The organism is Chondromyces crocatus, from assembly GCF_001189295.1.
Lineage (GTDB): Bacteria > Myxococcota_A > Polyangia > Polyangiales > Polyangiaceae > Chondromyces > Chondromyces crocatus.
Genome location: NZ_CP012159.1, coordinates 8818202 through 8844110 on the forward strand (window position 1 = coordinate 8818202; position 25909 = coordinate 8844110).

At 68.6% G+C, this 25909-nt stretch carries 19 protein-coding genes; 10 read left to right on the forward strand and 9 right to left on the reverse strand.

Annotation, left to right across the window (positions count from 1 at the left end; genetic code table 11):
• The first annotated feature begins 90 nt into the window (after positions 1–90).
• Entirely contained in the window at positions 91–756 is a 666-nt protein-coding gene (locus CMC5_RS31765) for a TetR/AcrR family transcriptional regulator (protein WP_050433914.1), read from the forward strand.
• 195 nt (positions 757–951) lie between these two features.
• On the opposite strand, the gene CMC5_RS31770 is transcribed toward CMC5_RS31765, so the two are convergent.
• Positions 952–1440 carry a response regulator gene (locus CMC5_RS31770; RefSeq protein ID WP_082362969.1) on the reverse strand — a complete coding sequence of 163 codons (489 nt, stop codon included), beginning with the start codon at positions 1438–1440 and terminating at the stop codon, positions 952–954.
• Positions 1441–1461: 21 nt separating this feature from the next.
• Here CMC5_RS31770 and CMC5_RS31775 point away from each other — a divergent pair, with 21 nt between their 5' ends.
• Genes CMC5_RS31775 through CMC5_RS31790 form a run of 4 tightly spaced genes read left to right on the forward strand, consistent with a single transcriptional unit; the run spans position 1462 to position 6486 of the window.
• Positions 1462–3438 (forward strand): B12-binding domain-containing radical SAM protein, encoded by a 1977-nt coding sequence (locus tag CMC5_RS31775; protein WP_050433916.1) that lies wholly within the window; start codon positions 1462–1464, stop codon positions 3436–3438.
• Positions 3435–4409, forward strand: a complete 975-nt coding sequence (locus CMC5_RS31780; RefSeq protein WP_050433917.1) for a hypothetical protein — start codon at positions 3435–3437, stop codon at positions 4407–4409. The genes CMC5_RS31775 and CMC5_RS31780 overlap by 4 nt, the downstream gene beginning before the upstream one ends.
• The gene (locus CMC5_RS31785) at positions 4406–5635 is read left to right on the forward strand and encodes an aromatic ring-hydroxylating oxygenase subunit alpha (protein ID WP_050433918.1); all 1230 of its coding nucleotides are present in this window, start codon (positions 4406–4408) and stop codon (positions 5633–5635) included. Before CMC5_RS31780 ends, CMC5_RS31785 begins: the two co-directional genes overlap by 4 nt.
• Positions 5632–6486: a phytanoyl-CoA dioxygenase family protein gene (locus CMC5_RS31790; RefSeq protein ID WP_050433919.1), complete on the forward strand. Its 855-nt coding sequence runs from the start codon at positions 5632–5634 to the stop codon at positions 6484–6486. Before CMC5_RS31785 ends, CMC5_RS31790 begins: the two co-directional genes overlap by 4 nt.
• Before the next feature lie 1013 nt (positions 6487–7499).
• Here the strand turns inward: CMC5_RS31790 and CMC5_RS31800 are convergent.
• Positions 7500–10325 carry a cation-translocating P-type ATPase gene (locus tag CMC5_RS31800; protein ID WP_063796385.1) on the reverse strand — a complete coding sequence of 942 codons (2826 nt, stop codon included), beginning with the start codon at positions 10323–10325 and terminating at the stop codon, positions 7500–7502.
• A 175-nt stretch (positions 10326–10500) separates the two neighbouring features.
• Between CMC5_RS31800 and CMC5_RS31805 the strand changes: the two genes are divergently transcribed.
• The 4 genes from CMC5_RS31805 to CMC5_RS31820 are packed head-to-tail and all read left to right on the forward strand — an operon-like array spanning position 10501 to position 17309.
• Entirely contained in the window at positions 10501–12672 is a 2172-nt protein-coding gene (locus CMC5_RS31805) for a C1 family peptidase (RefSeq protein WP_050433921.1), read from the forward strand.
• Positions 12591–13574: a hypothetical protein gene (locus CMC5_RS31810; protein ID WP_050433922.1), complete on the forward strand. Its 984-nt coding sequence runs from the start codon at positions 12591–12593 to the stop codon at positions 13572–13574. Before CMC5_RS31805 ends, CMC5_RS31810 begins: the two co-directional genes overlap by 82 nt.
• A complete protein-coding gene (locus CMC5_RS31815) occupies positions 13561–15012 on the forward strand; it encodes a radical SAM protein (RefSeq protein WP_050433923.1) in 1452 nt (483 codons plus the stop codon). Before CMC5_RS31810 ends, CMC5_RS31815 begins: the two co-directional genes overlap by 14 nt.
• A 47-nt stretch (positions 15013–15059) precedes the next feature.
• A complete protein-coding gene (locus CMC5_RS31820; RefSeq protein ID WP_156339010.1) occupies positions 15060–17309 on the forward strand; it encodes a peptidase associated/transthyretin-like domain-containing protein in 2250 nt (749 codons plus the stop codon).
• Between the two features lie 45 nt (positions 17310–17354).
• Here the strand turns inward: CMC5_RS31820 and CMC5_RS31825 are convergent, their stop codons facing one another.
• From CMC5_RS31825 to CMC5_RS31845, 5 genes are all read right to left on the reverse strand, one after another.
• Positions 17355–17732, reverse strand: a complete 378-nt coding sequence (locus tag CMC5_RS31825) for a hypothetical protein (RefSeq protein ID WP_156339011.1) — start codon at positions 17730–17732, stop codon at positions 17355–17357.
• Between the two features lie 23 nt (positions 17733–17755).
• Positions 17756–18187 (reverse strand): NUDIX hydrolase, encoded by a 432-nt coding sequence (locus tag CMC5_RS31830; protein ID WP_050433926.1) that lies wholly within the window; start codon positions 18185–18187, stop codon positions 17756–17758.
• A gap of 2 nt (positions 18188–18189) precedes the next feature.
• On the reverse strand, positions 18190–19857 hold the full coding sequence (locus tag CMC5_RS31835; RefSeq protein WP_082362971.1) for a transglutaminase domain-containing protein: 1668 nt from the start codon (positions 19855–19857) through the stop codon (positions 18190–18192).
• A gap of 47 nt (positions 19858–19904) precedes the next feature.
• The gene (locus CMC5_RS31840) at positions 19905–21482 is read right to left on the reverse strand and encodes a tRNA nucleotidyltransferase/poly(A) polymerase-related protein (RefSeq protein WP_245677856.1); all 1578 of its coding nucleotides are present in this window, start codon (positions 21480–21482) and stop codon (positions 19905–19907) included.
• 146 nt (positions 21483–21628) lie between these two features.
• Positions 21629–22681, reverse strand: coding sequence for a serine/threonine-protein kinase (locus CMC5_RS31845; RefSeq protein ID WP_082363554.1), 1053 nt, complete (start codon positions 22679–22681; stop codon positions 21629–21631).
• Between the two features lie 316 nt (positions 22682–22997).
• Between CMC5_RS31845 and CMC5_RS31850 the strand changes: the two genes are divergently transcribed.
• Complete coding sequence (locus CMC5_RS31850; protein WP_156339012.1) at positions 22998–23792, forward strand: site-2 protease family protein; 795 nt, start codon at positions 22998–23000, stop codon at positions 23790–23792.
• Between the two features lie 84 nt (positions 23793–23876).
• On the opposite strand, the gene coaD is transcribed toward CMC5_RS31850, so the two are convergent.
• Positions 23877–24377, reverse strand: coding sequence for a pantetheine-phosphate adenylyltransferase (gene coaD / locus CMC5_RS31855; protein ID WP_050433929.1), 501 nt, complete (start codon positions 24375–24377; stop codon positions 23877–23879).
• A 7-nt stretch (positions 24378–24384) separates the two neighbouring features.
• On the reverse strand, positions 24385–25896 hold the full coding sequence (locus CMC5_RS31860) for a tetratricopeptide repeat protein (protein ID WP_050433930.1): 1512 nt from the start codon (positions 25894–25896) through the stop codon (positions 24385–24387).
• Positions 25897–25909 lie beyond the last annotated feature (13 nt).

Here is a 25909-nt window from a genome sequence, read left to right on the forward strand (position 1 = left end):
ACCGCGCATGGTTTCACCCCTCTGAAAAAGATTGACGCGAGATGCTTGACGGTTGCGCGGCACACCCGCATTCTGACTGGCCAGTCAACCATGCCTCGTGTCGCCGACCGCCGTATCAAGATCGAGCTTCTCCGCGCTGCCGAGGCAGTCTTCTCGGAACGTGGTCTCGCCGGCGCGCGGGTCGAGGACATCACGGGTCGCGCCGGCGTGTCGAAGGGCGCGTTCTACCTGCACTTCAAGAGCAAGGAAGACTGCTTTCAGCAGATCGTGGAGGGCTTCGTGGCGCGGCTCGCGAGCACGACGGAGCCCCCGGACGACATCTTCGAGGGGCTGCCGGCGACGGCCGGGGAGCTGCTCGAGCGCGTGCGCGAGCACCACGTGTCGATCCTGGAGTTCTGCTGGCAGAACCGCTCGCTTCTCCGGATGATGCTCGCGGGCGGCGGGGGCACGCCGTACGCCTACCTGATCGACGAGTTCGCAGTGCGGGTGGCGAGCAGGAGCAAGAGGCTGCTCGCCAGAGGGATCGCGGCAGGCCTGTACCGCACCGACCTCGATCCCGAGCTGGCCTCCGCCGTGCTCTCGGGAGGCTACGAGCGGCTGGTGCGCGAGCTGATCCAGCAGGACAAGCGGCCCGACCTGGTGGCCTGGTGCACGCAGGTCCAACGGATCTTCCAGGACGGGATCCTGTCCTCGGAGGCCCGTCAGCAACGTGACCGGCGGGTCAGCAACGAGGCGCTGGCTGTCGAACCGGTCTGAACGCGCGCCGAAGGTTCAGCGGGTCGACGCCTGGCGGGACGTGGGCTGGAGCGCACGGGGCACGCGGGGATGGCTCGACCCACGCGACGCGGTAGGACGCTGGGCCATCGATGGACGCTTCTCCGTGGAGGTATCGGCCGCGATGTGCCGCGGCGAAGGCTCGCTCCACTCACTCCAGGAGGACGTCGGGCGTGGTCAGCGGATGTGGCGGCTGACCGCGTCGAGTAGCTCCTCGAGCCGGATCGGCTTCTTGAGGAGCTGTACCGCGCCGAGCTTGGCCACCTTGTCGTCCTTGCCCGTGGCCGAGACGACGACCACGGGGATGTCGGCGAACTCCGGGTCCTTGCTCTGCTCGGCGCGAAACTGCCAGCCATCCATGACCGGCATCATCAGGTCGAGGAGGATGAGGTTCGGCCTCGTCTGGCTGCGCAGGGTGGCGAGCGCTTCGCCGCCGTGCGCGGCGTTGAGTACGTCGTACCCTTCGTCCACCAGGAGTTCGGTGAGCGTATCCCGAATGTCTTGATCGTCATCGACGACCAGGATCGTTTTGCGATGGCCCGTCACGAGAGCCCTTGGATCTACGTCAAAATCCCTAACGCGCGAATCGGGGAATCCCCGAATCCGGTTCGGGCTCCCACGTGCCCCAGAAGATGCGCCCACGGCGAACGCTGACGTCAGGAACATGACCCTGTTACGCTGGGTTCAATGCCCTCTTCCGGCCGTGTCGCGCTGCTCTCCATGGAGCCCCGCATCTCCGGCGCAGACTACACGCCCTTCAGTTACGGGGTGCGGCGGATCCAGGCCGCTTTGCTCTCGGATCCGAGCCTGTCGGACGTCGCGGTCCACCTGGTGGAGTCTCAGACCCAGGACCCGGAGGCCTGGGTGGCAGAGGTGGAGGCGGTCGACGCCGACCTGGTGGGGTTCTCGACCTACACGTGGTCCTTCGCGACCTTCCTGGAGGTGGCGCGGCGGCTGAAGAGGTCCAGGCCGGACCGGCTGATGGTGATGGGGGGGCCCTCGGCACGGGCGGCGATGTTCGCGCTGCCCCCCTGGCGGGCGTCGCTCGGGGTCGTGGATGCGCTGGTGGCGACCGACGGGGAGCAGATTTTCCGGGACCTGGTGCGGGCGCGGCCGAAGGATCGAGAGGCGCTCCGGGGGATCCCGGGGCTCCATCTGTCGACATCGAGCGGCTTCACGCCGACGTTGCCCGCCGAGGAGATCCACCGGCTGGACGACCTCCCCTCCCCTGCGCGGATGGGGCTGATCCACGGGGGGCGCACGGTGCCGCTGGAGACCTACCGGGGGTGCCCGCTGTCGTGCGCGTTCTGTCAGTGGGGGGATCTGAACAAGCCGGACCGGATCTTCTCGGAGGCGTATCTGACGGCCGAGCTGGGGGCGCTGAAGGAGGCGGGGGCGCCGAGCGCACAGCTCGTGGACGCGGCGCTGAACCTGAACTCGCGGGCCTTCCGGAACCTGGCGGCGGCCGAGCGGCAGGTGGGGTTCTTCCGGGACGCGATGCTGTTCGCCTGCGTGTACCCGACGCACTTGACCGAGCAGCACCTGGAGTTCCTGAGCGGGGTGCCGCGGGCGTGCCTCGATGTGGGGCTCCAGTCGTTCAACAAGGAGACGCTCGACGCAAACCACCGGCCGTTCAAGGAGTCGAAGTTCGCGCAGGTGATCGAGGAGCTGTCGCGCCTCGCCCACGTGGAGGTGGAGATCATCCTGGGGCTGCCGGGCGACAACCCGGAGGCGTTCCGGAAGACGGTGGAGCGGGCCCGGGAGCTGCCCTGCAAGGTGCGGGTGTTCCACTGCCTGGTGCTGCCCGATGCGCTGATGACGCGGGCGCCGGCGTCGTTCGAGATGAAGTTCGATCCGGTGACGCTGCGGATGGCGTCGTGTCGGGGGTGGTCGGAGGAGGCGCTCGCGCGGGAGCGGGCCTGGCTGGTGGAGACGGTGGGGCGCGTGGACGGGGAGATCAGCGCGGACATGTGGTCCTTCCCTGCTCCGGAGCGCGCACGCCGGTCGGTCGCGCAGCATGTGGCGCGCTTCGGGAGGAGCGCGGGAGCTCAGGGGGTCGGAGGAGGCAGCGCGACGGGTTCGGTGGGGATGGGCCGGGTCGGTGAGGTGGGCCGGAACGGTGAGGTGGGCCGAAGCGGTGAGGTGGGCCGGGGCGGGGACCGAGGCGGGGAGCGTCAGGGGGGCGCGGCGCGCGGGGTCGCTGGTGCAGCTGGTGATGAAGGAGAGGCGAGTGCCGGGCTGAACGGAGCGAGCGGGGCCTCACAGGTGGGGGTGCTCGGGAACGCTCCTGCCGCGCCCGGGCCGATGCCGCCCGCGCTGCAGGAGGTGATGGCGTCGGCACTGCGCGAGGTGACCGGCGGGATCTGGAGCTTGGTGGAGGGGTCGCAAGGGCCAGCGCAGCTCGCGATGACCTTCAAGACGCGGGAAACGCGGCTCGTGCTGGAGGCCGTCCCGGCGGCCGGAGCGGTGCGCGCCTACCGGATGCTGGACGGGGTGGCCTTCAGTTACCGCGTGGGGTCAGGGGTGCGTCTGAGCGACGGGGCGGTGCGGCTTCTCGATCGGGTGCTGCGGCGGCTCCACGGTCCCGTGCAGGAGGCGCTCGGGGTGACGTCGAGCCTGTCGGCGCGCCCCGGTGGCGTGCGCCGGCTGCCGGTGGCGCCGTGAGTGGGAATCAGGCGACGGCGGCGCACGAGCCGCTGTCGCGGAACGCGCCCGTGGAGGCCTACCGGGCGCTGTTCGCTGCGTGGGCACGCCTGGAGGGTGAGCCGGCCCCTGCGGTGGCGCGCTCGCTGGAGCAGGTGCTGGCGCTGTTCGCTGCGGACCGGGGGCGGTACGGCGACGTGCTCGAGCCATCGCTGTCCTGGGAAGGGAGGCAGGGGCGCGAGGGGGCGCGCTGCACGCAGCGGAGGTTGTCGTACGCGCTGCCTGGATTTCGTGCGGATCCCGAGGGGGGAGCGCTGGCGCTGCGCGCGCTCTGCGCGCCGTTCGGGGAGGCGGTGCTCGCTCAGGTGGAGCGGGTGGCGCGTGCGGCGCGTCATCCCGTGGTGGCGCAGCCGCTGTTCGGGCTCGCAGACGATGGGCCGGGAGGGCTGCGGCTCAAGCTGTACCTCCAGCTCCGGGACGGTGCTGGAGCGGCCGGGGTCGCGCTGGTCGAGCGGCTGCTCGGGGCGCGGCTCGCGGGGACGCTCCCGGCCCGGGGAGCGCTGCACCTCGTGGGGCTGGATCTGGGGCCGCACGGGCAGCTCGTCGGCGCCAAGCTCTACGTGAGGCATGTGCGGGTGGGGCTGCGCGCGGCGATGGAGCAGGTGGGGCCTGCGGCGCTGTTCGAGGCGCTGGCGGCGGCCGGGTGTCGGCAGCTCCGGGAGGTGCTGGGGATCCATCGCATCGATGGACCAGAGGCCGCGGGGGTGGCGCAGGCCGTGGAGATCGACGTCGCGCTGGAGGATACGGGCCTGAGCTGGGGCACGCTACGGACGCTGTTGCCAGCAGCAGCGCACGTGCTTGGCGAGGGCGGTGCGCTGGCGAGGCTGGAGGCCGAGGGGGCGCGGCTCGTTCCGCGGCGGTTGTCGACGCCCGTGGGGCGCGACGACAAGCTGAACCTGTACTACGTGCTGGCGACGGAGATCGCTCGGTGAGCCTGCGCCGCATCCCCAAGGATCGTTACCTGAGCCGTGAGGCGCTGCTGCTGGAGCGGGAGCGGCTGTGGCGACGGGTGTGGTTGCTCGCAGGGCACGCATCGATGCTCGATGCACCGGGGAGCTTCTTCACATTCGAGACCGGCGTCGAGTCGCTGCTGCTTTCCCGTGATGCGGGAGGGCGGGCGCGCGCGTTCCACAATGTGTGTCAGCACCGGGGGACGCGGCTGTGTGCGGAGGACAGGGGCCACGTGGAGAGCTTCCGCTGTCCCTACCATGCGTGGACTTACGGGCTCGATGGGGCGCTCCTGCGTGCACCCGGGATGCGCTGTGCGCCGGAGGCGCTGCCGCGCGGGCTCTCGGAGTTGCGCTGCGAGGAGCTGGGGGGGTTCGTGTGGGTGTGCCTCGATGCGGAGGCCGAGTCGCTCGACGTGTTCCTGGGGCCGCTGCTGCCGAAGCTGGTGGCGTACGAGGCCAGGGGATACCGGCTGACGCACGATCTGACGGTGGAGATTGCCTGCAACTGGAAGACGTCGGCCGACGTGTCCAACGAGGCGTACCACCTGCGGAGTCTGCACCCGGAACTGTGCGCGGTGGTGGACGATACGCGGATCACCGTGGAGCGGCTGGGGCTGCACGGGAGGATCACGGTGCCAGTCGGAGCGCCGTCACCAGGGACACCGTACGAGGGCAAGGTCGCGGGGGCGCTGCGGGAATTGCTGAAGCAGAGCGGGCTGGATCCGGCGCGCTTCGAGGGGGATCCAGGGTCGGTGCGGCCGGCGCTGCTCACGGCGGCGAAGGAGCGCGCGGCGGCGGCTGGGTGGACGCTGCCAGGGCTCGAAGAGGCGCAGCTCCTCGACAAGCATCAGCTCTACGTGTTCCCGAACGTGCAGCTCAATTTCACGCTGCATCGGCTGGAGATCTACCGACACCGGCCGCACCCGGAGGATCCGCAGGTGACCTACTTCGACGAGCAGGCCTACGAGCGCTCCGGGGGTGAGGGAGGGCGCGGGGTGCGGCCTTTGCCGCAGCGGCGTCGGATCCGTCACGGCGAGGCGCCGCTCGGTCCGGTGATGGGCGCCGATGTGGATCTGCTGCCGGAGCTGCAACGAGGGATGGCGTCGAGCGGATTCTCGGAGCTGCTGCTGGGCGAGGGCGAGAGGGCTATCGAGACGATGCACCAGGGGCTTCAGCACTACCTCCACGGGACGGAGCGACCGACGTGAGGCTCACCGAGGCGGCGCGGGCGCGGTTCGCAGAGGAGGGGTATCTGGTGCTGGCCGACGCTCTCCCGCGGGCGGCGTGCGATGCGCTCTGCGTGCACCTGTCGGAGATGATCGTGGGGGTCGCGGGCGAGCATGTGCGCGGGGAGCGAGAGGACGTGGGCTTCTGGTCGGCGCTGCGGCGCTCGGCGCAAGGGGTCGAGGTGTTCGTCGATCCAGCGGCAGGCCCGCCGCGCGCACTGAAGCCAGTGGACTGGGAGCGGCACGTGATGCGGGTGGGCCACGGGCTGCACCAGGTGGATCCGCGCATCGCGGCGCTGTGCCGCTCGGCGGCGGTGGCAGAGCCGCTTGCGTCGCTGGTGCCCGAGCCTGCGGGGGTGGTGCAGACGGCGTTCATTTACAAGCAGCCACGGAGTGAGGTGGTGCAGTTCGGGTTCCACCAGGACTCCTGGTACCTGAGCGCAGAGCCCGACACGCTCGTGCTGGCGTTCGTCGCGCTCGACGGCATGGACGAGGAGAACGGCTGTCTGTCGGTGATCCCGGGGAGCCACCGGGCAGGGCTCGGGACGCGCCTGGTGCTGGGGGACGCAGGTTACGTTGCCCTGGGCCGGAAGCAGGGGTTGCCAGCGCCGCCCCATCCGGAGCGTGCTGTGCTGCTGCCGGCGAGGAAAGGTACGATCATCCTGACGCACGGGCGGACGTACCACGGGTCGGGTCCCAACCGGTCGGACCGGCCGCGACGCGCGTTCATCGTGCATGCGCTGGGGGGCGGCTCGCGGATGCACGCGACGAGCTGGATCCAGCCGCCTCGGGGAGGATTCATGGGCCTCGGGCAGGACGCGACGGTCGGGTAGCACCGGGTCACGAGCACCGGGTCACGAGCGACCGGCGCTGCGCGCCCTGGGGCCTGTTCGCGAGGTGCGGGGCGCATCGCCTGCCCGCCGCCTTGGTACGTCAGGGGGCCTTGGATGGAGTGCGGGCGTCAGGTGGTTCGCGAGGACCTGGAGCGCTCCCAGGACGAGATCGCCGAGCTGCCAGCGCCTGGCCTGCGCTCTTCGTCGTGCTCGGACGGCGCCGCGCACAGCCTGGATGAGCAGGTCGGGGGTCGGCCCACGCGCCGGTACGCTCTTCGAGGATGCAGCCTCCGGCGACGCGGGGCTCGATGGTCGCGCCTCCGCCTTCGCCCTCGTCCTTCTCGGTCTCGTCCGTCTCGTCGGCTCCGCTGGACTCGACGTGCGCGAAGCGTTCCTTCCCGGCCGTTCGCCGTCGGCGTCGCGCGATGAGGTCTCCGCAGTGACCCGCTCCTTCGGACGGCGCTCGGCACGCTTTGCTGCAGGGGCTCGCCTCGGCAGCTCGGAGCGCGCGTCGCTCGTCCGGCGCCCCTCCGTCGCCCCCTGCGGGCGGGCCTTCCTCGTCCTGGCTCGCGGGCGCGCTTTCGTCGTCGCCTCCTTCGGCTCGGTCGTTGGTTCCGACGCCATGCTTTCGGGTGCCGTGTCTCCTGGCCTCGCGGTTCCACGCCCCCCAGAAGATCTCCGGGATTTTCGGGCACGAGAGGGCGCTTCCTCGCCGAGGAGGGACTCGGACTTCTTCGCGCGAGCGCGGCGCGTTGCAGGAGCCTTGCGCGGGGGGCGCTCGGAGCGCTTCGTGCTGGGGCGACGGGAGGTCGACCCATCGGCGGGGGCGCTGTCGGAAGCGCCCTCGGCCGCGTCGGTCGCGGGCGTGGTTCGCTCGGTCTTTCGAGGTTTCATGAGAGATCCTCCGGGACCTGCGAGGTCCGCGTTCTCGTCGTGAAGAGGCAGCACGCCACGACCGAGGCGCGCTGCATGAGCTGGACGCTGAAAATCGCGAGGAAGCGGTCCATGACCTGTCAGACCCGCACCGGCCGGTCCATGCGATGGCGGGGTTCTCTCGGTGCTCTCTCGGAGGGGCTCGCCGTCTCACCCCCCGAGGGACGGGCACGCCGGGAGCGCCACCATTTCTCCGCGCTGATGATCGGGAGAATGAGCGCAGCCACCGCGGCCGACTTGAGCCAGGCCGTGAAGGACAGCGGGGCAGAGCCGAACAGGGTGTGCATGAAGGGCAGGTAGACGAAGCCGACCTGGAGCAGGAGCAAGAGGAGCGCGCCCGCGTAGACCCAGGGGTTGGAGAAGAGGCCGACGCTGCGCAGCGAGCGGTGCAGCGAGCGGCAGTTGAAGACGTAGAAGATCTGGAACAGCACGACGGTGGTGACGGCGAGCGTCTGCGCCTCCCGTGCGGCACGCGCGGCAGGCTCGCCAGCCTGGAGGGCGAGGTGGTAGTCGACGAGGAAGAGGCCGATCGCGCCGGCCGCCATCAGGACGGCGACGAGCGCGGTCCTGAACAGGACGAAGGGGCTGAGGATGGGGGCGTCCGCGTCGCGCGGAGGACGGGTCATGACGTCCTTCTCCATGGCCTCGAAGGCGAGCGGGAGCGCCAGGGCGACGGTGGCCACGAGGTTGATCCAGAGGATCTGGACGGCGGTGATGGGCATGAGCGGGGAGCCGCCCACGACCGGGAAGAAGAGGACGGCGATGAGGAGGATGAGCGCCTCGCCGAGGTTGGTGGGGAGCACGAAAGCGAGCGATTTGACCAGGTTGTCGTAGACGCGCCGGCCCTCCTCGACCGCAGCGCGGATGCTGGCGAAGTTGTCGTCGGTGAGCACCACGTCGGCAGCTTCTTTGGAGACGCTGGTGCCGGTGATGCCCATGGCCACGCCGATGTCGGCCTGACGCAGAGCGGGCGCGTCGTTCACGCCATCACCAGTCATCGCCACCACGCGCCCCGAAGCCTGGAGGGCGCGCACGAGGCGCAGCTTGTGCTCGGGGGCGACGCGGGCGAATACGTGGGTGTCGAGCGCGGCCTGTCGCAAGGCGCCGTCGGCCATTCTGGAAAGCTCGGCGCCAGACAGGGCTTTCTCTCCCGTCGCAAGGAGGCCGAGCTGCTCGCCGATGGCTCTGGCGGTGCTGATGTGGTCGCCGGTGATCATCTTCACGGTGATGCCGGCCTGACGACACGCGGCGATGGCCTCCACGGCCTCAGGTCGCGGGGGATCGATCATCCCCATGAGGCCGAGCAGGGTGAACCCTCCCTCGGCATCGGCCTCGTCGACGGTGTCCCGACCCCCATCGACCTCGCGCTCGGCGAAGGCGAGGACGCGCATGCCCTGTTCTGCCATCCGCTCGACGCGAGAGAGCACGTCGGACGTCTCGGGCTCGTCGAGGGAACAGCGGGCGAGGATGATCTCGGGCGCGCCCTTCAGGTAGAGGATGCGGGCCCCCTCGGCGCCGCCGTGCAAGGTGGCCATGAACTGGCGCTCGGACGCGAAAGGAATGGCGTCGATGCGGCCTCGCTCGTCACGCAGGGCGTCGACGGAGATACCGACCTTCTCGGCTGCGACGAGCAGCGCCCCCTCGGTGGGATCACCCGTGAGGGTGGGCTCCTCGCCGTCGCGCCGCTCGAGGCGGGCGTCATTGCAGAGCGCCGCTGCGAAGAGGAGGGCGGTCACGTCGTCGGACGGGTCGATCGACGCGCCAGCGCGCTGGAGCTCCCCGTCGGGGGTGTAGCCGACGCCGGTCAACTCGAGCGGCTCGTCGTCGAGGGCAGGGGTCCAGAGAGCCCGGACGGTCATCTCGTTCCGGGTGAGGGTGCCGGTCTTGTCGGAGCAGATCACGGCGGTGCTGCCCAGGGTCTCGACGGCGGGGAGCTTGCGGATGATGGCGCGGCGGCGGGCCATGCGCTGGACGCCGATGGCGAGGGCGATGGTGATGATCGCCGGGAGCCCCTCGGGGATGGCCGCGACGGCGAGGGAGATGCCGGAGAGCACGGCGTCGACGAGGGGGTAGCCGCGGAAGAGGGCCACGCCGACGATGAGCGCGGAGACGCCGAGGATGGCCAGGGTCAGCGTGCGCGCGACACGCGACATGGCGCGGGTGAGCGGGGTCTCCAGCTCGGTCGTCTCGTCGAGGAGAGCAGAGATGCGGCCCAGCTCGGTGGAGCTGCCAGTCTCGACGACGACCGCGCTGGCAGCACCGCTGACGACCATGGTGCCACCGAAGGCGAGGTCACACCGGTCGCCGAGCTCGGTGTCTTCAGGCAAAGCAGGAAGGCTCTTGTCGGCGGGCACGGACTCCCCGGTGAGGGCAGCCTCCTCGATGCGGAGGTTCCGGGCAGAGAGGAGGCGCACGTCGGCCGGGACGCGGTCGCCGGCTTCGAGGAGGACGACGTCGCCCGGCACGAGCTCGGCGGCGGCGATCGACACCTTTTTGCCCGCCCGGAGTGCCACCGCGTTCTGCGGGACCATGCCACTCAGCGCCTCGATGGCCTGGCTGGCGCGCAGCTCCTGGACGAAGCCGACCACGGTGTTGAGCACGACGACGGCAAGGACGACGGCACCGTCGACCGCTTTGCCGAGGACCATGGCCAGCACCGCCGAGCCGAGCAGGACGTAGATGAGCGGGTTGTGGATCTGGTGAACGAGCAGGGCGAGGACGCCTTCGCGGCGCTTGCGCGGGATCACGTTGGGACCGCTGTCCACGAGCCGCTGCGCAGCGTCCTCGGGCGTCAGGCCGTCTTCGCTGCTCTTCAGTCGAGCGAGCGTGTCGTCAGGACCGAGGGCGTGCCAGGCCGTGGCGTCGGGTCGATCGGGCGCGTCGTTCGCAGACTGGGGCGCAGACATGGGTCCTCGGTGGGGCGCGCAGGGGTGCCCAGGTCATGGAAGAGCAGCTTCCGTGCCGTGCCAGGCAGACGCGACACTGCCTCTCCTGCGCGCACGACCGGGGCACGGCGCTGCGCCTTTTGCTCGGAGCGCCCCCTCCGTGCGAAGATCGCCGCCTGCTCGTCGGTCACCGTCCATGAGGGAATCCGAACGCTTCTCCGATCGCTTCGGCGCGTGGATCGACGCCCGCGCCGACGTCCTCGACTTCCGTGACAGCCTGTACCGCCCGACGATGGCGGAGGTGCCGCCACGCATCCCCCTGGAGGAGTTCCAGAAGCACGAGATCCCGGTGCTCGATCAGGGCCGGGCGAACGGCTGCACGGGGTTCGCGACGGCGACGATGGCGCACTACCTGCTGCGCAAGCGGCAGATCGATCCAGACAGCGCGCTGGTCAGCCAGAACATGCTGTACACGATGGCGCGGAAGTACGACGAGTACCCGGGCGAGGACGACGCGAAGGGCTCGAGCCTGCGCGGGGCGATGAAGGGGTGGCAGAAGCACGGGGTCTGCTCGGGTGAGCGGTGGCCCTGGGACCCGAACGATCTCTACGGGGCGCTGACGCAGGAGCGCTCCGAGGACGCGGCGCTGCGCCCGCTGGGGCTGTACCAGCGCGTGAACCACAAGGACATCCCGCTGATGCACAACGCTCTCGCCGAGGTCGGAGTGATCGTGGCGTCGGCGCTGATCCCGCTCGGGGGCTGGTACTACGGGACGCGCGAGGACGGGGTGCTCGCGCCGGTGGATCGGTCGAACCCGTTCATCGCGCCATGGGGTGGGCATGCGTTCGCGATCGTGGGGTACGACAGCGAGGGGTTCTGGCTGCAAAACTCGTGGGGCCCGGAGTGGGGGAAGGACGGGTTCGCGCGGATCAGCTACGACGACTGGCTGAGCTTCGGCATGGACGCCTGGGTGGGCCGGCTCGGGGCGCCCATGCGGCTGAACAGCGCGCGCGAGCGGCGGGGGGTCTCGTACGCCGGTCGGACGTTCGCAGACCTGCGACCCCACCTGGTGAGCATCGATGATCACGGGCAGCTCCAGCGGCGCGGCGCCTACGGGACCACGTCCGAGGATGTCCGGGTGATCATCGAGGAGGACTTCCCGAGCATCACGCGCGACTGGAAGAAGAAGCGGCTGCTCCTGATCGCAGGCGGAGGGCTGCGGAGGCAGCTCGAGGTCGTCGACCGGATGTCGCGCCTGCGGCCGAAGCTGCTGCAGCAGGAGATCTACCCGCTCGAGTTCCTGTGGGAGACCGACCATTACGCGCGGCTCGTGGAGATCGCGCACCGCGCAGCCGAAGGCAGGCGGCAGGACGGCTACGATCCCAGGGAGTTCAGCTTCATGATCGATCGGCGCGACGACGCGCTGGAGCCGATGGTGCGGCGGATGGGCGGAAAGGCCGAGTGGGATCGGATGAAGCTCGCCGCCGGGGATGCGGTGATGGACGCCGACGCCGGCGGGGTGCGCGAGGCGATCGGGCGGATCGCCGAGCTGATGATCAAGGACCCGAGCATCGAGCTGCACCTCGTGGGGCACTCGGCGGGAGTGTTCTTGCTTGCGCCGCTGGTGCAGCTCATCACCGCCGACCGGGGCAAGAAGATCGAGGGGGGGCCGATGCGCGGACAGATGGGGCTGGGGCTGCCCGTGGAGTCGGCGGCACTGCTGGCGCCTGCGTGCCCGATCGAAGCCTTCCGGGACACGTTCATGCCGGCAATCAAGGCGGGGCAGGTGCGAAGGTTCACGCTGTTCACGCTGACCGACGAGGCGGAGCTTCAGGACCACGTGGAGTCCTACGGGCGCTCGCTGCTCTACCTGGTGTCCAACGCGCTGGAGCGCCGGCCTCGGGTACCTGGCGGGACGGGGGTGAGCCTGCTGGGGATGGAGCAGTCGTTGCTCGATCCGGAGAGCGGTGACGTGCTGGGGTTGCTGTCTATCACGCGGGATCCGCAGCCATCTTCGCCCGAGGTGATCGTGCAGCCCTCGCCTTCGCTCACCCTGAGCCAGACGTTGATCAGCGCCGGGAGCAGCGCCAGGGCGTTCCGCGCGGCGGTCAACGAGGGCGGCTTCGTCGAGCCACCGACGATGCTCAGCGTCGGCTCCCTGCGCTCGCCGCGACAGAAGCAGATGGGCTTCCCGAGGGCGGAGTGGATCCGGGGGCCAAACACATGGCCGGCGCCCTACGGCTCGGAGGCGCGGAGGCACGAGGATTTCGAGACCGACGCGACGACATGGCGCTCCATCAGCGCGCGGATCCTGAACAAGGCCTCGGCCGACGAGCCCCCGGCGTCGTCGACCCGGGAGTCGTGGTGACGGTGGCCGCGAGGCCCTCGCTGCCCACCGTGCAAGGGAGTGCCCCGCCAGCGCCGAGGGCACGGACGTCGTTCGAGCGCGTCGGCCCAGAGGATCAGTTCCACGACTACGTGCTGGGGGCTTACACACCAGTCGCTCCAGCAGAAGGGAAGCTTCGCTCGCTGGCGCTCCTGGTGGAGTCGTTCGCGCTGGCGGGCCTGGAAGAAGAGGGGCTCCGGCTCGTGCGCTGTGTACGCGAAGGCCTCGGAGCCTTCCGTACGGTCTGGGGCGTGAAGCGCGTCCACGCGACGGAAGCGATGGCCTGGGAGCTGTATTTCTACGACTGGGAGCGGGCGCACGCGGACGTGTCGCTCCCGCGCCTGCGGGAGATTCTGGCCCCCTCGGTGGACGTGGACGCGCGGGAGCCGTTCCCCCTGCCCTGGCACATGGTGTCGATCGAGGTGTCCTCCGAGGCGCTCGCGCAGCGAGGCCGGGTGGCGGCGCACGTGTACATCGACATGCGGAGCTATGAGCTGTCGGGAGACAAGTTCACGTTCGAGAACGTATACACGTTCCATGATCCACGGACGGAGGTGGACATGATCCTGCACCGGTTGCGGTCGTCGGTTCACTTCGATCCGGATCGCGATGGGCTGGCGACGCTGATGCCTCCGCCGCTGCGACGCTGCGGGAAGATGTGCGTCGCGAACAAGCGCGCCTCCGACGCGGTCTACTTCTCGCGCATCCGGACGCCCGCGCTGACGTGGTTCCTGCGCACCCATGGGTGGCCCGAGGCCCTGGCGTCGCTGACGACGACGCAGGCGGCGGCGCTGGATCACCTGCTCTGGGACGTGGGTCTGGATTTCGATCGCGCAGGAGGGGTGGTCTCCCCGCGCAAGACGGGGATCTATGGAAGCTTCTGAGCGTCCCCGGGCGAAGGCGCTTCAGCTCGCGCCGCCCCTTCCCTCGGTCCGTGAGGAGCACGCGCCGATCCCGCGGGCAGAGGCGTGGTGGGCGGAGAGCCTGCTGGTGACGTTCGCCTTCCGCTGCAACCTGGCTTGCACGTTCTGCATGGTCGAGGACGCGCTCGACGTGTACGCGGGGACGTCGCTGGAGGAGATGCGGCGCGCGACGAGAGATCCGACCGTTTTGCGGGGAGCGAAGCGGATCATCTTCAGCGGCGGAGAGGTGACGCTGGCGAAGGATCTGCTGGCCTACGTGGAGGCGGCGCGACAGCTGCCAGGGATCGAGCACGTGCGGCTGCAGACGAATGGGGTGCGGCTCGTCGACAAGGCGTATCTGAGAGCGCTGCTCGATGCAGGCGTGGACGAGCTGTTCATCTCGCTGCACGCACCGGACGCGGAGACGTGTGATGCCGTCACGCAGCGACGAGGATCGTTCAGGCGGATCCTGGCAGGCATCGAGGCGGTGGCCGAGAGCGGGGCCGCGCTGTTCACGAACACGGCGATCGTGAAGGCCAATTTCGAGGTACTCCCGGAGATCGTGTCGCTGGTGGCGCCGTTCGGTCCGCGATCGATGGAGTTCTGGAACTACTGGCCGAGAGGGGACGAGGAAGGCGCACGGGGGATGAACGCGCGGGTGAGCGAGGTGCGAGAGCCGCTGCTGGAGGCACTCGGGCGCTGCGTCATGCGGGGGATCCCGCCCGTGGTGAAGTGGTTTCCGCGATGCCTTCTGGGAGAGTTCGCGGCCTGTCACGATGACGGGCAGCCGCCGTCGCTGATCGAGGATCGGTACTGGGAGCGGGAGCCCAGCTATGGGTGCATCTATGAGGGGGTCTGCCAGGAGGCGCCCGCACGACCCGGTGGCTCGACGGCAGGAGCGTGCGTTGGGCTGAGCGACTCGTACGTGTTCGAGCACGGCTGGGAGGAGCAGGTGCTCGCGCCGCGCAGGGGCGTGAGAGGTCCTGGTCGAGACGATGGAGAGAAGGTGGTCAGGGGAGATGCCGCTTTCGCAGATGCGGCGGGGGTCGGGCGTTCACTCACCGCAGACGCCGGGCCGCGACGGAGCGAGCAGGCGGTGCTCGCAGAGTTCCTGAAGCCACTGGACCTTCACGTGGGGATGAGGTTCGGAGGGAGCTGGGCACTGCAGGAGGTCGGGCGCGCGCGTGGAGCCGAGGGCGCTCTGGTGACGCTGACGTTCACGCCGTCGGCCCCCGGTGGGCGCGTCATCGTGCGCCTCCACGGGCGGGATCCTGCCAGGCGATGCGCGGTGCGGACGAAGAGCTTCGACGTGAGCTACCGGGTGGAGGGCGCGGTGCGGGCGGAGGAAGCCGCGGGAATGCTGCGGTTGTTGTTCGAGCAACTCGATGGCCGTGATCCTGGTGGGCTGCGGTTGCCGTGAGTCCTGCACGGCGTGGGGACCCCGCTCAGGCCAGGGGAGACGCGAAGGTGAAGAGGAGCGCGCCTGTCGGCCGTATCCATCTGGCCCACGCTGCACTGACCATCACGCTCGTTGCTTGCGCAGGGGACGGGCCGGCCGGGGAGCCTTCTGGAAGCGGTGGCGCCGGAGGGAATACGACGAGCACGACGGGCGTGGTGAGTTCGTCGGGGACCGGCGGTGAGGGAGGAGCGCTCCCCGAGGAGTTCTCGGTGGGTGGTGTGGTCACCGATGGGGTAGCGCCGATTGCAGGCGCGATCGTGATGCAGGGCGGCGGCTCGCCGGACTTCGTCACGGGGTTGGATGGCACCTTCTCCATCCAGCTGAGCCGCACCATCCCGGGCACACCGACGGTCGTGGCCGCCAAGGTGGGCTACCGCAGCCGTGGCGTCGAGATCACGCGGCTCCCCGAGGTGCCCATCGAGCTCGCTCTGCTCGCGGTATCTCCACCGGACAACACGGCCTACGTGTTCGGGAATCCGGGGAAGGGCGACGCGGGTCACGACAATTCGACGGCCTTCTGCGGGCACTGTCACACGACCTTGACGGCGCAATTCCAGACGTCGGCACACGCACGAGCGACGCGCGATCCGCTGGTGCAAGCGCTGTACGCCGGGACGTCGCGCGCCCATGGTGACGAGGCATCCTGCGTGGCGGCCGGAGGGGTTCATCGCGCCGGGCGCGTGCCGGGCTCGGTGGGGGACGTGGAGCCGAAGTGCTACCTGGGCGGCGGCGTGCTGTCGGATCTGAACCCTGCCTGCGGAGGCGCAGGTCAGCTCGCCTGCGATGATCCTGCGCTCCCTGCCGGGAGCCGGCCGACGAGGTTCGGGGGATGCGCGGACTGCCACGCGGCAGGCCTCGAAGGCGCAACAGGAGGGAGAAATCTGCTCGATGCGGTGGGCGTGGCGTTCGAGAACGGCAACCACTGCGACACGTGTCATAAAGTCCGCGACGTGGATCTGTCGCGTCCTCCAGGGACGGCCGGCGCGCTGGTGCTTCAGCGTCCTCGGGAACGGCTGACGGACATGCCGGGCGCACCGCTGAGGCAAGTGATGTTCGGTCCCTACCCTGATGTGCCGAACGAGTTCATGGGAGGAAGCTACCAGCCGGTGTTCTCGAGCGCCGTCTTCTGCGCAGGATGTCACGAGCAGAAGCAAGCCGCCCTGCTTCCAGGAGCGACCCTCGATGCGAGCCGCTGGCCCGAGGGACTGCCGACCCACAGCACGTACTCGGAGTGGTCGGAAAGCTCGTGGGGGACACCAGGGACGCCTTGTCAGTTCTGCCACATGCCCGCGGTGACGAACCTGAAGAGCACCGTCGACGTGACGACGGAGGAGAACGCAGGGATTGTCTTCGGGTTCGTGAGGCCGGAAGGCGCCATCCGGTCCCACACTTTCCGCGGACCGCTGGCGGGAAGCCCGCGGTTGATCGACGAGGCGCTGAGGCTGGGGGTCTCCGTGACGCCTCAAGGTGGCGCGCTGGGGGTGACGGTGCATCTCCGCAACCAGGAGTGCGGTCATGCACTGCCGACGGGTGAACCCATGCGCGCGCTGGTGCTGCTGGTTCGGGCTGAAGGGTGTGACGCGCCGCTGCTTCCGACCGGCGGGATGACGGTGAACGATGTGGGCGGGGCGCTGGTCAGGGGGGTGCTCGGTCAGGGTGCGGTGCTGTCCGGGGTGACGTTGACGTGGGCGGCAGGCGCAGCGCGCGCGCGGCCAGGGCACGTGGTGCGTGTGGTGCGGCCGACGGGGACCTTCGATGACTACACGGGCGTGGGTCGGTTTGCGGATCCGCTGCTGAGCGCGGAGGACAAGGGCCTGGAGGTGCATGCGCCGGTGGGAGAGGCGGTGGTGCTCTCGGTGGGCGGAGGCGTCCTGATGCTGGAGACGCCGATCACGGCGCAAGCAGGGGACGTACTGCTGCTCGGGGAGACGCTGGCGTGGCCCCCGGTCGATGGCCAGGCAGCGCTGGCGCTCGCCGGCATCGCTGGGAGCACGTTCGCGCGGGTGCTGGTGGACCCGTCGGGAGAGAGGCAGGTCCCGCACCACCGTGCGGTCGACATCGCCAGCGACAACCGGATCCCAGCGCAGAGCGAAGGCGTCAGCGAGCACTCGTTCGCGCTTCAGCCGGGATGCTCGGAGGCACGGGTGGAGGTGGTGGTGCTCTATCGTCCCGTGCCGCTCGGCCTGGGGCGCGAGCGAGGAGCCGAGACGCGCGATCACGTGATCGCAAAGACCACGCGGGTCGTGCAGCTACCATGAGGGACGCAGGAGCCAGGCTACAGGGCGGATTTCATCGCGCGCTCCTCAGTCCATCTTCCCACGCACCCTCAAGCCGAAGCCGTTGAAGCCGAGCCAGAGAGGCATGACACCGAGATCTCGGAGGTTCTGAAGGGTCGGAGCCAGGTTGCGGAGCTGAGCCAGGAGCTGATGCGCAGGTCGAGCGCGGGGAGGTTCCGTCGGCTCTCGCCCGGCATCCGCATCCTCCTCGACAGCGACCGCTCTGGCTTCCGCCCTGGCGCTGGCATCTTCACGGAGCGCCGTCTGAAGCCACGCACGGTCGACGGGGAGCACGAAGAACGCAGCACCGTCACCTTCTGCAACAGCGGACCCCGACACCATGAGCAGCGCGATCCCCACCATCGTGCCGCCGATCCCCTGCGACCAGCAGAGTCTCTCCCTCATCCACGAAACCTAGAACGCGCCAGCTAGACCGGCAGCCCCACCGCTCTCCGGATCACGCGCACGACATCGTCCGTGATGGAGTATGCAGCGAGTGTGTCGAGGGGTACCAGGGCGACCTCGGAGGCGTCGTCACCTGCGCGCAATGTGCCCGAGAGTGGCACGCAGGCATAGTCGAGGATGACGTAGTGGTACGGCGGTTCCAGGATCTCGATGATCTCCACCAGGGCCCCCACCTGAACGGAGAGCCCCGTCTCTTCGGAGACTTCACGGGCCACGGCATCGACGAGCCGTTCTCCAGGTTCCACGCTCCCGCCAGGCAAGGACCAGCATCCAGCGAGAGGAGGTCGCGCGCGACGTACGAGCACGACGCGAGGCCCGCCAGGGTTGCTCTGGTCGAGCACCACGGCCCCGATGGCGAGGCGTGGAACGCCAGGGGCATACGGCGATGTGGTCATGCTCAGTGCGGCGTGTCGGAGCGGCCAGGCGCACAGCGCGCGTCGCCTGGAGTGACGACGATGAGATCGTGATCGCCGACCGGAAAGTCACGGGGGACGACGACGGCGCCTTCATAGTGGCCGCGCTCATCGGTGGACAGGGAGCCAATGACGGTGCCCTGAGGCGTGGCGTCGCTGCGCAGGATGACGTCGATGCGGACACGAGCGCAGGGACCAGCGTCGCCGGTGGTCTGGCCTTGGAGGTGGAGCGGGAGGCCGCGCTGGATGTCCTTGTCGATCGAGGTGATGACGACCTTGGTCCTCGATCCGGTCGTTTCCTGGAGTGTGCTCGTCGGAGGCGTCGCCGAGAGGGGCGCCGTCGGTGTCGGGGCCGACGTGCTGCTGGCGCCGTTGCCAGAGCCCCCTGGACCCGACGGAGAACGCGCCTGCTGCTCCGCCCTGGACCGTTCGGCGAGGTCTTGACCGGAGTCGCGTGCCTCGGGCCAGGTGTAAGGATCAGGCGGCGGCACGTAGGGGGGACGGTTGGCGTCGAGGTTTTGATCCATGTTGAGCGCAGCGCCCCCGAGGTCGATGCGGTGCCACAAGGTGCCGTCGAAAACCTCGATCCAGGCGTGGGCCTCGTTGACGACCATGCGCGCAGGGACCCCCAGGTGCAGCGCCGTCACCAGAAAAGCGAAGGCGCGGTGACGGCAGACACCCTTCTTGGAGAGGGCGAGGTCGAGGTAGATGTCCCCTCGCTCGCGGGGAGGATCGTCCGACGGAGCGAAATCGCGGAAGTACTCGACCATCTTTCGCACGGCGACCTGTGGCCGGATGGCGCGAGAAATCCCGATGGCGCGCGCGACCTCGTCGAACGCGGCGGAGGCGGGGAGGCGCTGGCGGGGGTGCTTGTCGAGCGTCGACCAGTCCACGTCGGCGAAGTCGCTGCCGAAGGTGGCGCGAGGGATGGCGAGCTGCATGACCAGCCTCACCCGCGCCTGGGTCGTTCCACGGACGAACCAGTTCTCGGCGCCGTCACGAAGGATCGTGACGTCCGCTGGAGGCGTCACGTGCATGCGCAGGATGCGGGAACCAGGTCCAACGGTCGGGATGCGAACGGGCTCGTTGGGAACGAGGTCGACGCCGATGTCGCCATAGAAGGGCTCGTCACCCGGGGTGAGGGCGCCGCCGACCCGGACGAGCTGAAGTTCCTTCTTGTCGACGAACAGGGTGTAGTTGGGGTGGACGGCGTCGTACGCGCTGAGACGCTTGAAGGGTGCAGTCGCCGGAGAGAAGGGGTCGTCGTAGTTCTCGACGTTCGGTCGGCGCGTGTCCCTGTCTGGCTCGTACGTGGAGTCGATGGACGAGTCCCCAGCAGTGTTGTTGTAGATCTGCTGGCGCGTGGGCGGTGGGTTACGCGGATCCGGCGCTGTGGCCATCCCGCTGGGGGTCTGGAGGTAAGCCGGGATCTCTCCGTCCAGGATCGTGGTCGCGAGCCTCAGATCTTCTTCCGGATCGGGCTCGAAATGCTCGTGCAGAAGGGAACTCTGCGCATCCGCGAGAGGCGCGACGGCGAGGACCAAGGCGAAGGCCAGCCCTCCGTGGGCTCGCCAGCGGGCAGCGGCGCCCGTGGAACTCCTCTGGGCGCGGCCGGCGGGACCTCGGGAAGAGAACGGGATGCGGTGGGTCATCGCGTCCGCCTATGAAACCATGGCCGACGCAAAGGTTCCAACGAGTGCTACCGGCCGAAAGGCCCCTCGGAACGGTAACGGCGAGGGGCAGGCGCGGCACGGAAGCGATCGACAGGCTCGGTGGACAGGCCCCGAGCGGCGAGATCCGCCGCCGCCACCTCGACGGAGGACTGGAAGATCTCGGTCCGAGCAAAACGACCAGCACGGCCGCTCACCAGCCGAGGCAGCACGGCCACGATACGGCGCATTCCATCGGCGTACCGTCTGGAAATCGCGAGGCGCTCGATCAGTGGCTCGAGGAAGTCGGCCACGGCTCCAGCGCGGTCGCGGGCGCCTTCACAGACCTCCTTCATCGGCTCCAGAAGCAGCAAGGTCCAGAGGACGGTGTCATCGAGCGGCCGTCCCTCGGCCGTCCTGCGGTCGGCGAAATCGAGGAGCCGCCACAGCCGCTGCCCAGGGCCGTCGTCGCCTCGATCGTCGTAGATGAGTGCGCTGACCTCGGGGAGGAGCACGTCGAGGACCCCCGTCTCCCAGGCCAGGTAGATGGTGCGGCGCGCCTGCCCCCCGCGCATGAGGCGCAGGATCTCTTCCGACAGGCGAGGCCGCGCCGCGAGGGCCAGCACATCGCGGCAGAAGACGATGGCATCGTAGACGTCAGGGGTGATGCCGAAGCCCAGCCGACCGGCGAACTTGAGGGCGCGAAGGATGCGGATCGGATCCTCGCGAAAGCGGGTCTCCGGGTCGCCGATGGTATGGACGACCTGACGACGCAGGTCCTCCATGCCGCCCATCCAGTCGAGGACCTGCCGCGCTTCCAGATCGTAGAAGAGCGCGTTGATCCGGAAGTCGCGTCGCAAGGCATCTTCATGAGCCGCGCCGAAAACGTTGTCGTTCCGGATGAGCAGCTCCGAGGCTTCTTCACCTTCCTCCTTGGGATTCCTCCGGAAGGTGGCGACCTCGATGACCTTGCCGCCCCCGAAGAGGACGTGCACGAGCCGGAAGCGGCGCCCGATGATCCGCGAGTTGCGGAAAAGATCGCGCACTTCCTCGGGGCGAGCGCTGGTGGCGACGTCGAAATCCTTGGGTCGCCGGTCGAGAAGGAGATCTCGGACACAGCCGCCGACGAGGTAGGCCTCGTGACGGTGACGCGTCAGGCGTCGAACGACCTTCTGGACGTCAGGATCGAGTCGAACGTCGTCGAAAACGACGTGGTAGCGACGGGGCTCCGGGATCGTCTCGGAGACGAGCTCGACCTGGAAAGGATTCTTGACCGCCGCCAGAGACTCCGGATCCAGCGGACGAGGGGGAGGTGCCGAAGCATCCGGCTCGTCTGCGAAGGCGACATGTTCGGCCTCGAGGTCGGGATCTGGGTCGAGCAGAGGCTCGCTCCCCGACGCCGAGAAATCATCGAAGTCGTCGGGCTCGAACTCCAGCTCATCCTCGACGGCCGCGAGTTGCTCGTCGTCCTCGAACCCAGCGGTCTGGGTCGAGGCGTCCGGAAAATCATCGAGGGGAGGATCTGACGAGCGAGGTGCCCGAGCTGCAACCGTCGATGTACTGGTAAGGACGTCGTCACTTACCGCAGAAGGGTCATTTTTTACAGGGATGGGGGTCGGACGACCCATGGCTAGAAACCAATGCCAGCCGGGCAGTGCCTCAGGACGCTGCCGGCTTGAAGAAGACCTGTGTGGCGTCTAGCAGGGCTTTGGTGCGAGAGCAAAGGAGAGCTTGCAAAAGCCGCTGCCATGGCTCCGTCTCACGCGGTTCTCGCTCATTTTGCGACCCGGATGGAGCCCTCTGACGAGGCAGTCGTGGCCGCGGGGGGAGACGTGGGCTCATCGATCACGCTTCCCAGGGGGGAGCTTCTCCTGGCCGGAGGCGTCGGTTCGGGTTTGTTCACCCGGGCGAGTTCTTCACGGGCCTCCGGCGTATCCAGAAGATTGGCGCTCAGCTCCGTCATGGTGGCAAAGCGAGCACGCGGATCTTTGACCAGAGCTTTCTTGACGACTGCATCCAGATCCCGCGAGACGAGAAGGCCCGGGTGAAAGCGGTGCAAGGGAGGCAGTGGTTCCCGCTGGTGTTGCTCCAGGATGGCGTGCGTAGGACCGACAAAAGGGGCGCGGCCAGCGAGCATCTCATAAAGAACGATCCCGAGCGCGTACACGTCGGAGGCGGGAGAAGGCTGGCCACCGCGCACGATCTCGGGAGCGACGTATTCGGGCGTCCCCACGGGCGGGTTCGAACAGGCCTCAGCCCCCGGCTTCAGATGGCGCCCAGCGGCCTGCGATGCGCTCGGCTGGTTTCTCAGCAAAGAGAGGCCGAAGTCGAGCACCTTGACCAGCTCTCGGCCATCGGGAGCATGCACCAGGAACAGGTTCTCCGGCTTCACGTCGCGGTGGATGACCCCCTCGAGGTGCGCTGCCCCGAGCCCTCCCGCAGCCTCCAGCGCGATGCGAACGGCACGAGCCGGTTGAAGTGCTCGCGCCGACGTCAGGGTGTCGGCAAGGTCCAGCCCGAGGAGGAGCTCCATCGCAAAGCAAAGGACGGCCCCATCTCGTTCCAGGCGGTCCACGCGCAGGACGTGAGGGTGCCGTAGGCGAGCCGCCGCCTCGGCCTCACGCTCGAAGCGGGCGACGATGGCAGGCGACCCCGTATGCTCGGCGCGCAGCACCTTCAGGGCGAGTCGCTCATGGGGATGCCTCCCCATCCGCTCTGCGAGATAGACGTTCCCAACCCCCCCGCTGCCAAGGAGCTGGACGACGCGGTAGGTGCCACAAAGAACCCTGCCGACGAGCGCATCAGCGGAGGCACGAGGCCAAGGCATGAGCGCAGGGTAGCGCAGCCGATGCGGCGCCGGGAGACGAAGGCGGGTTCGCCCGCGAGCCTGGAACGCACGGAGCGCCATCGATGGTCACGGTCACGGTTCTCTGCGCGCACGCCTCAGACGCTCGCAGCGATGTGGGCTTGAGGCCGCGCGGGTAGAAGGCCACGCTGGGTCACGGATGTCGTCTCAGCCTCCCTCTGCCGTGCCTCTTCGATGGAGAGTCAACCTTCTCCTCTTTCTCCTGACGGTAGTCGCCGTCTTCCACAGGGGCGCCGAGCCGACGGAGAGCGGCTGGCGAGGGCAGCTGGAAGGGTTGATGAGTGGATGGTCCTTCGCCGTTCCGCTGCTCGCCATCCTGCTCGTCCACGAGTTCGGCCACTACTTCGCAGCGCGCGCCCATGGTGTGGAGGCCTCACTTCCCTACTTCATCCCCCTCCCCGTCGTCGGTCTGCTCGGCACGATGGGCGCCGTCATCGCGATGCCCGACCGGATCAAATCACGCAATGCACTCCTCGATATCGGCGCCGCAGGTCCTCTCGCAGGCATGGCGGTCGCGATCCCGGTGCTGGTGGTCGGTCTGCTCCAGTCGAACATCGAGCCGGTGACCGGGCCAGGTGCGCTGGAAGGTCAGAGCCTGCTCTATCTGGCGCTGAAGCGCGCGCTGCTGGGGCCGATCCCGCCAGGCCACGATGTCTTCCTGAGTCCGACGGCGTTCGCTGGCTGGGCAGGGCTCCTGATCACGATGATCAACCTGCTGCCGGTGGGTCAGCTCGATGGAGGGCACATCGCCTATGCGCTGTTCGGCCCGCGGCAGAACCGCCTCTCACGCGTGGTCCACCCGCTCCTCCTCGGCGTGGTCGCCTACAACCTGGTGAAATTTCTCCCTCCGGCCCTGTCCGCTGGGACTCGAGAAGCGCTGTGGCAGGCCATTGGAAACTCGAGCTTCTGGCTCGTCTGGTTCCTGCTGGTGCTGATGCTTCAGCGCCTCGGTGGGGGCGATCATCCACCCACCGATCCGGGAGAACTCTCACCGACGAGGCGGCTCGTCGCAGTGGTTTCGCTGGGGCTCTTCGTCGTGCTGTTCATGCCCACCCCCTGGTCCACGTACTGAACCTGGGGCGCCTCGCGGGCCGGTGGCCTCTGCGCGCTCATCGTACCGACGCTCATGATCACGAGCGCCGGTACGACCGAGGAGTCAGCCTTTTGAGGGGGTCGCGAACTTGGCTCGGAGCGCCTCGCACACCACGGGCGGTGCATAATGGCTCACGTCACCGCCGTGGCTCGCGATCTCTCTCACCAGCGACGCGGAGACGAACCCGTAATTGGCGCGCGTCGGCAAGAAGACCGTGTCGACTCCAGGAACCATGTCGGCATTCGCGTGGGCGATCTGGAGCTCGTATTCGAAATCGGTCGCTGCGCGCAGGCCACGAACGATCGCTCGGGCTCCCATCCGCTGGCAGTAGTCGATGAGTAGTCCTTCGAACGAGTCCACCCGCACATTGGGGAACGGACGAGAGACCTCGCGCAGCAGGTCGAGCCGCTCTGGATAGGTGAAGAGAGGTTTCTTCGTCGGGTGACGGCCAATGGCGATGATCACGTGGTCGAACAGCTTCGACGCGCGCTCGATCAAATCGAGATGCCCGAAGGTCAGCGGGTCGAAGCTGCCTGCATAGACTGCGAGGAGATCCTGGGCCATGGAATGCTCACTGATCAGGCGTGTTCCGCGGTGGCTTGGTCGCAGGCTTCGGAGGAGAGGGCGGAGCTGCGCCTTGCTGCGAAGCAGGGGGTGCCGGCATCAGCGAGGGACCGCCAGGAGAACCAGGCGCGAAGGACGAAGGAGGCCCCCCCTGCCCCCTCTCGGGCTCCATCCCCCCACCAGGCTCCCCATCTTCCGAGGAGGATGCAGCAGCACCGCTGCGCAGGACCTGGTCCACGGCGGTGTCATCCTCGATCCACATCAAGCGCCCGCCGTCCGCGAAGGTGATCCGGAAGAAGGCGAGCAACCCCGCGCCAATCACGCCATCCACGTCGAGCTTGAGCTGCTTCTCGATCTCGGTGAGCGGCGCCCCATAGACACCGGGAACCTTCGGGATGTCATAGGCACCGAGGCGCAGGATGGAGAGCACCCCCTGCTTCAGCTTCTGCTCGGGATCCTGCTCCAGCGGCTTCAGGCTGGCGACATCGAAGCCCGCTTTCTGCCAACCCTCTTTGTCGAGGGCGACGGGAAAGCTCATCGAGGTGTCGATGAGCATGGGACCACGCACCTCTTTGTCGGCGCTGACCCCGCTCCTCAGGACCATGCCTCCACCGCGCACATAAAACACATCGACGCGGGTCGCGTTGGGAGGAGCGGGAGGCGAGAAGGATCGGACGACGAACTGACGCCCCGCATAATCGAGCGTCGCGTTCAGATGCCGCAGCAGATTGACGCCGAGCAGTGCCTTGATGGGCGCCCCCATCTGCTTGGAGAGGCCCGATAGATCCTGCGACAGCGCCGGGACGTCGTGCACCTCGAGCTTCTTCCCGAAGCGGAGCGAGACCCAGCTCGGCTCGGGGCGCGTCGCGCTGTCCAGAACGACCTCGCCCGTGCCGGTCGAGATCATGGCCAGAGCGGACTCGCCGTCGATTTCTACCGGAACGACGAAGAAGGGGGCGTAAGGGCTGACGTGCGGCATCTCCACGGGCGCGAGGAGGGCGCTGGAGAGAGAGAAGGGCGTGCGGCCTGCGCCGCGCCGAGCCAGCTTGGCAATCGACTTCGCCCAGTCGTCGACCACATCGGGGTCGTCGAGCATGGCCTCCAGCTCGTCAGCAGCAGCTTCGAGGTCCCCCTTGTACCAGTGCGCTCGGCCTCGAAGGCCAGCGGCCTCGGAGCCCTCGATCCCCTTCAGCAACCTGAGGGTCTCTGCGAAGTCCAGACGCGCCAGCGCGATTCGTCCAGCGAGGAGCCGGACTTCCTTGTCGGCGGGGACGATCGCCAGGGCCTTTGCGACAGCATCGCGCGCGTTGTCGACGTCTGCGCTGAGATACTCCTGCTGCGCGCGCTGGTACCACTTGTCAGCCGCCTGAGGCCGAGTGGCGCCTTGGCCCACCGCCCCCGAACAGGCAGCCAGCAGGACGGGAAGCGCGAGCGCTCCGAGGAACCTGCGTGTCCGTGCAAAGCCGGGTGACCAGGCGTTTGCATCCCCGAAGGCCGGCGCGGCCCGTCTCTCGGTCAACCATCGATTCAAC

Excerpts from the sequence above, each read along its gene's own strand:
- CMC5_RS31765 (WP_050433914.1), top strand. The coding sequence starts at position 91 with ATGCCTCGTGTCGCCGACCGCCGTATCAAGATCGAGCTTCTCCGCGCT.
- CMC5_RS31840 (WP_245677856.1), bottom strand. The coding sequence starts at position 21,482 with ATGGGTCGTCCGACCCCCATCCCTGTAAAAAATGACCCTTCTGCGGTA.
- CMC5_RS31805 (WP_050433921.1), top strand. The coding sequence starts at position 10,501 with ATGAGGGAATCCGAACGCTTCTCCGATCGCTTCGGCGCGTGGATCGAC.
- CMC5_RS31810 (WP_050433922.1), top strand. The coding sequence starts at position 12,591 with ATGGCGCTCCATCAGCGCGCGGATCCTGAACAAGGCCTCGGCCGACGA.
- CMC5_RS31815 (WP_050433923.1), top strand. The coding sequence starts at position 13,561 with ATGGAAGCTTCTGAGCGTCCCCGGGCGAAGGCGCTTCAGCTCGCGCCG.
- CMC5_RS31850 (WP_156339012.1), top strand. The coding sequence starts at position 22,998 with ATGAGTGGATGGTCCTTCGCCGTTCCGCTGCTCGCCATCCTGCTCGTC.
- CMC5_RS31835 (WP_082362971.1), bottom strand. The coding sequence starts at position 19,857 with ATGACCCACCGCATCCCGTTCTCTTCCCGAGGTCCCGCCGGCCGCGCC.
- coaD (WP_050433929.1), bottom strand. The coding sequence starts at position 24,377 with ATGGCCCAGGATCTCCTCGCAGTCTATGCAGGCAGCTTCGACCCGCTG.
- CMC5_RS31845 (WP_082363554.1), bottom strand. The coding sequence starts at position 22,681 with ATGCCTTGGCCTCGTGCCTCCGCTGATGCGCTCGTCGGCAGGGTTCTT.
- CMC5_RS31830 (WP_050433926.1), bottom strand. The coding sequence starts at position 18,187 with ATGACCACATCGCCGTATGCCCCTGGCGTTCCACGCCTCGCCATCGGG.
- CMC5_RS31825 (WP_156339011.1), bottom strand. The coding sequence starts at position 17,732 with ATGAGGGAGAGACTCTGCTGGTCGCAGGGGATCGGCGGCACGATGGTG.
- CMC5_RS31775 (WP_050433916.1), top strand. The coding sequence starts at position 1,462 with ATGCCCTCTTCCGGCCGTGTCGCGCTGCTCTCCATGGAGCCCCGCATC.
- CMC5_RS31800 (WP_063796385.1), bottom strand. The coding sequence starts at position 10,325 with ATGTCTGCGCCCCAGTCTGCGAACGACGCGCCCGATCGACCCGACGCC.
- CMC5_RS31770 (WP_082362969.1), bottom strand. The coding sequence starts at position 1,440 with ATGTTCCTGACGTCAGCGTTCGCCGTGGGCGCATCTTCTGGGGCACGT.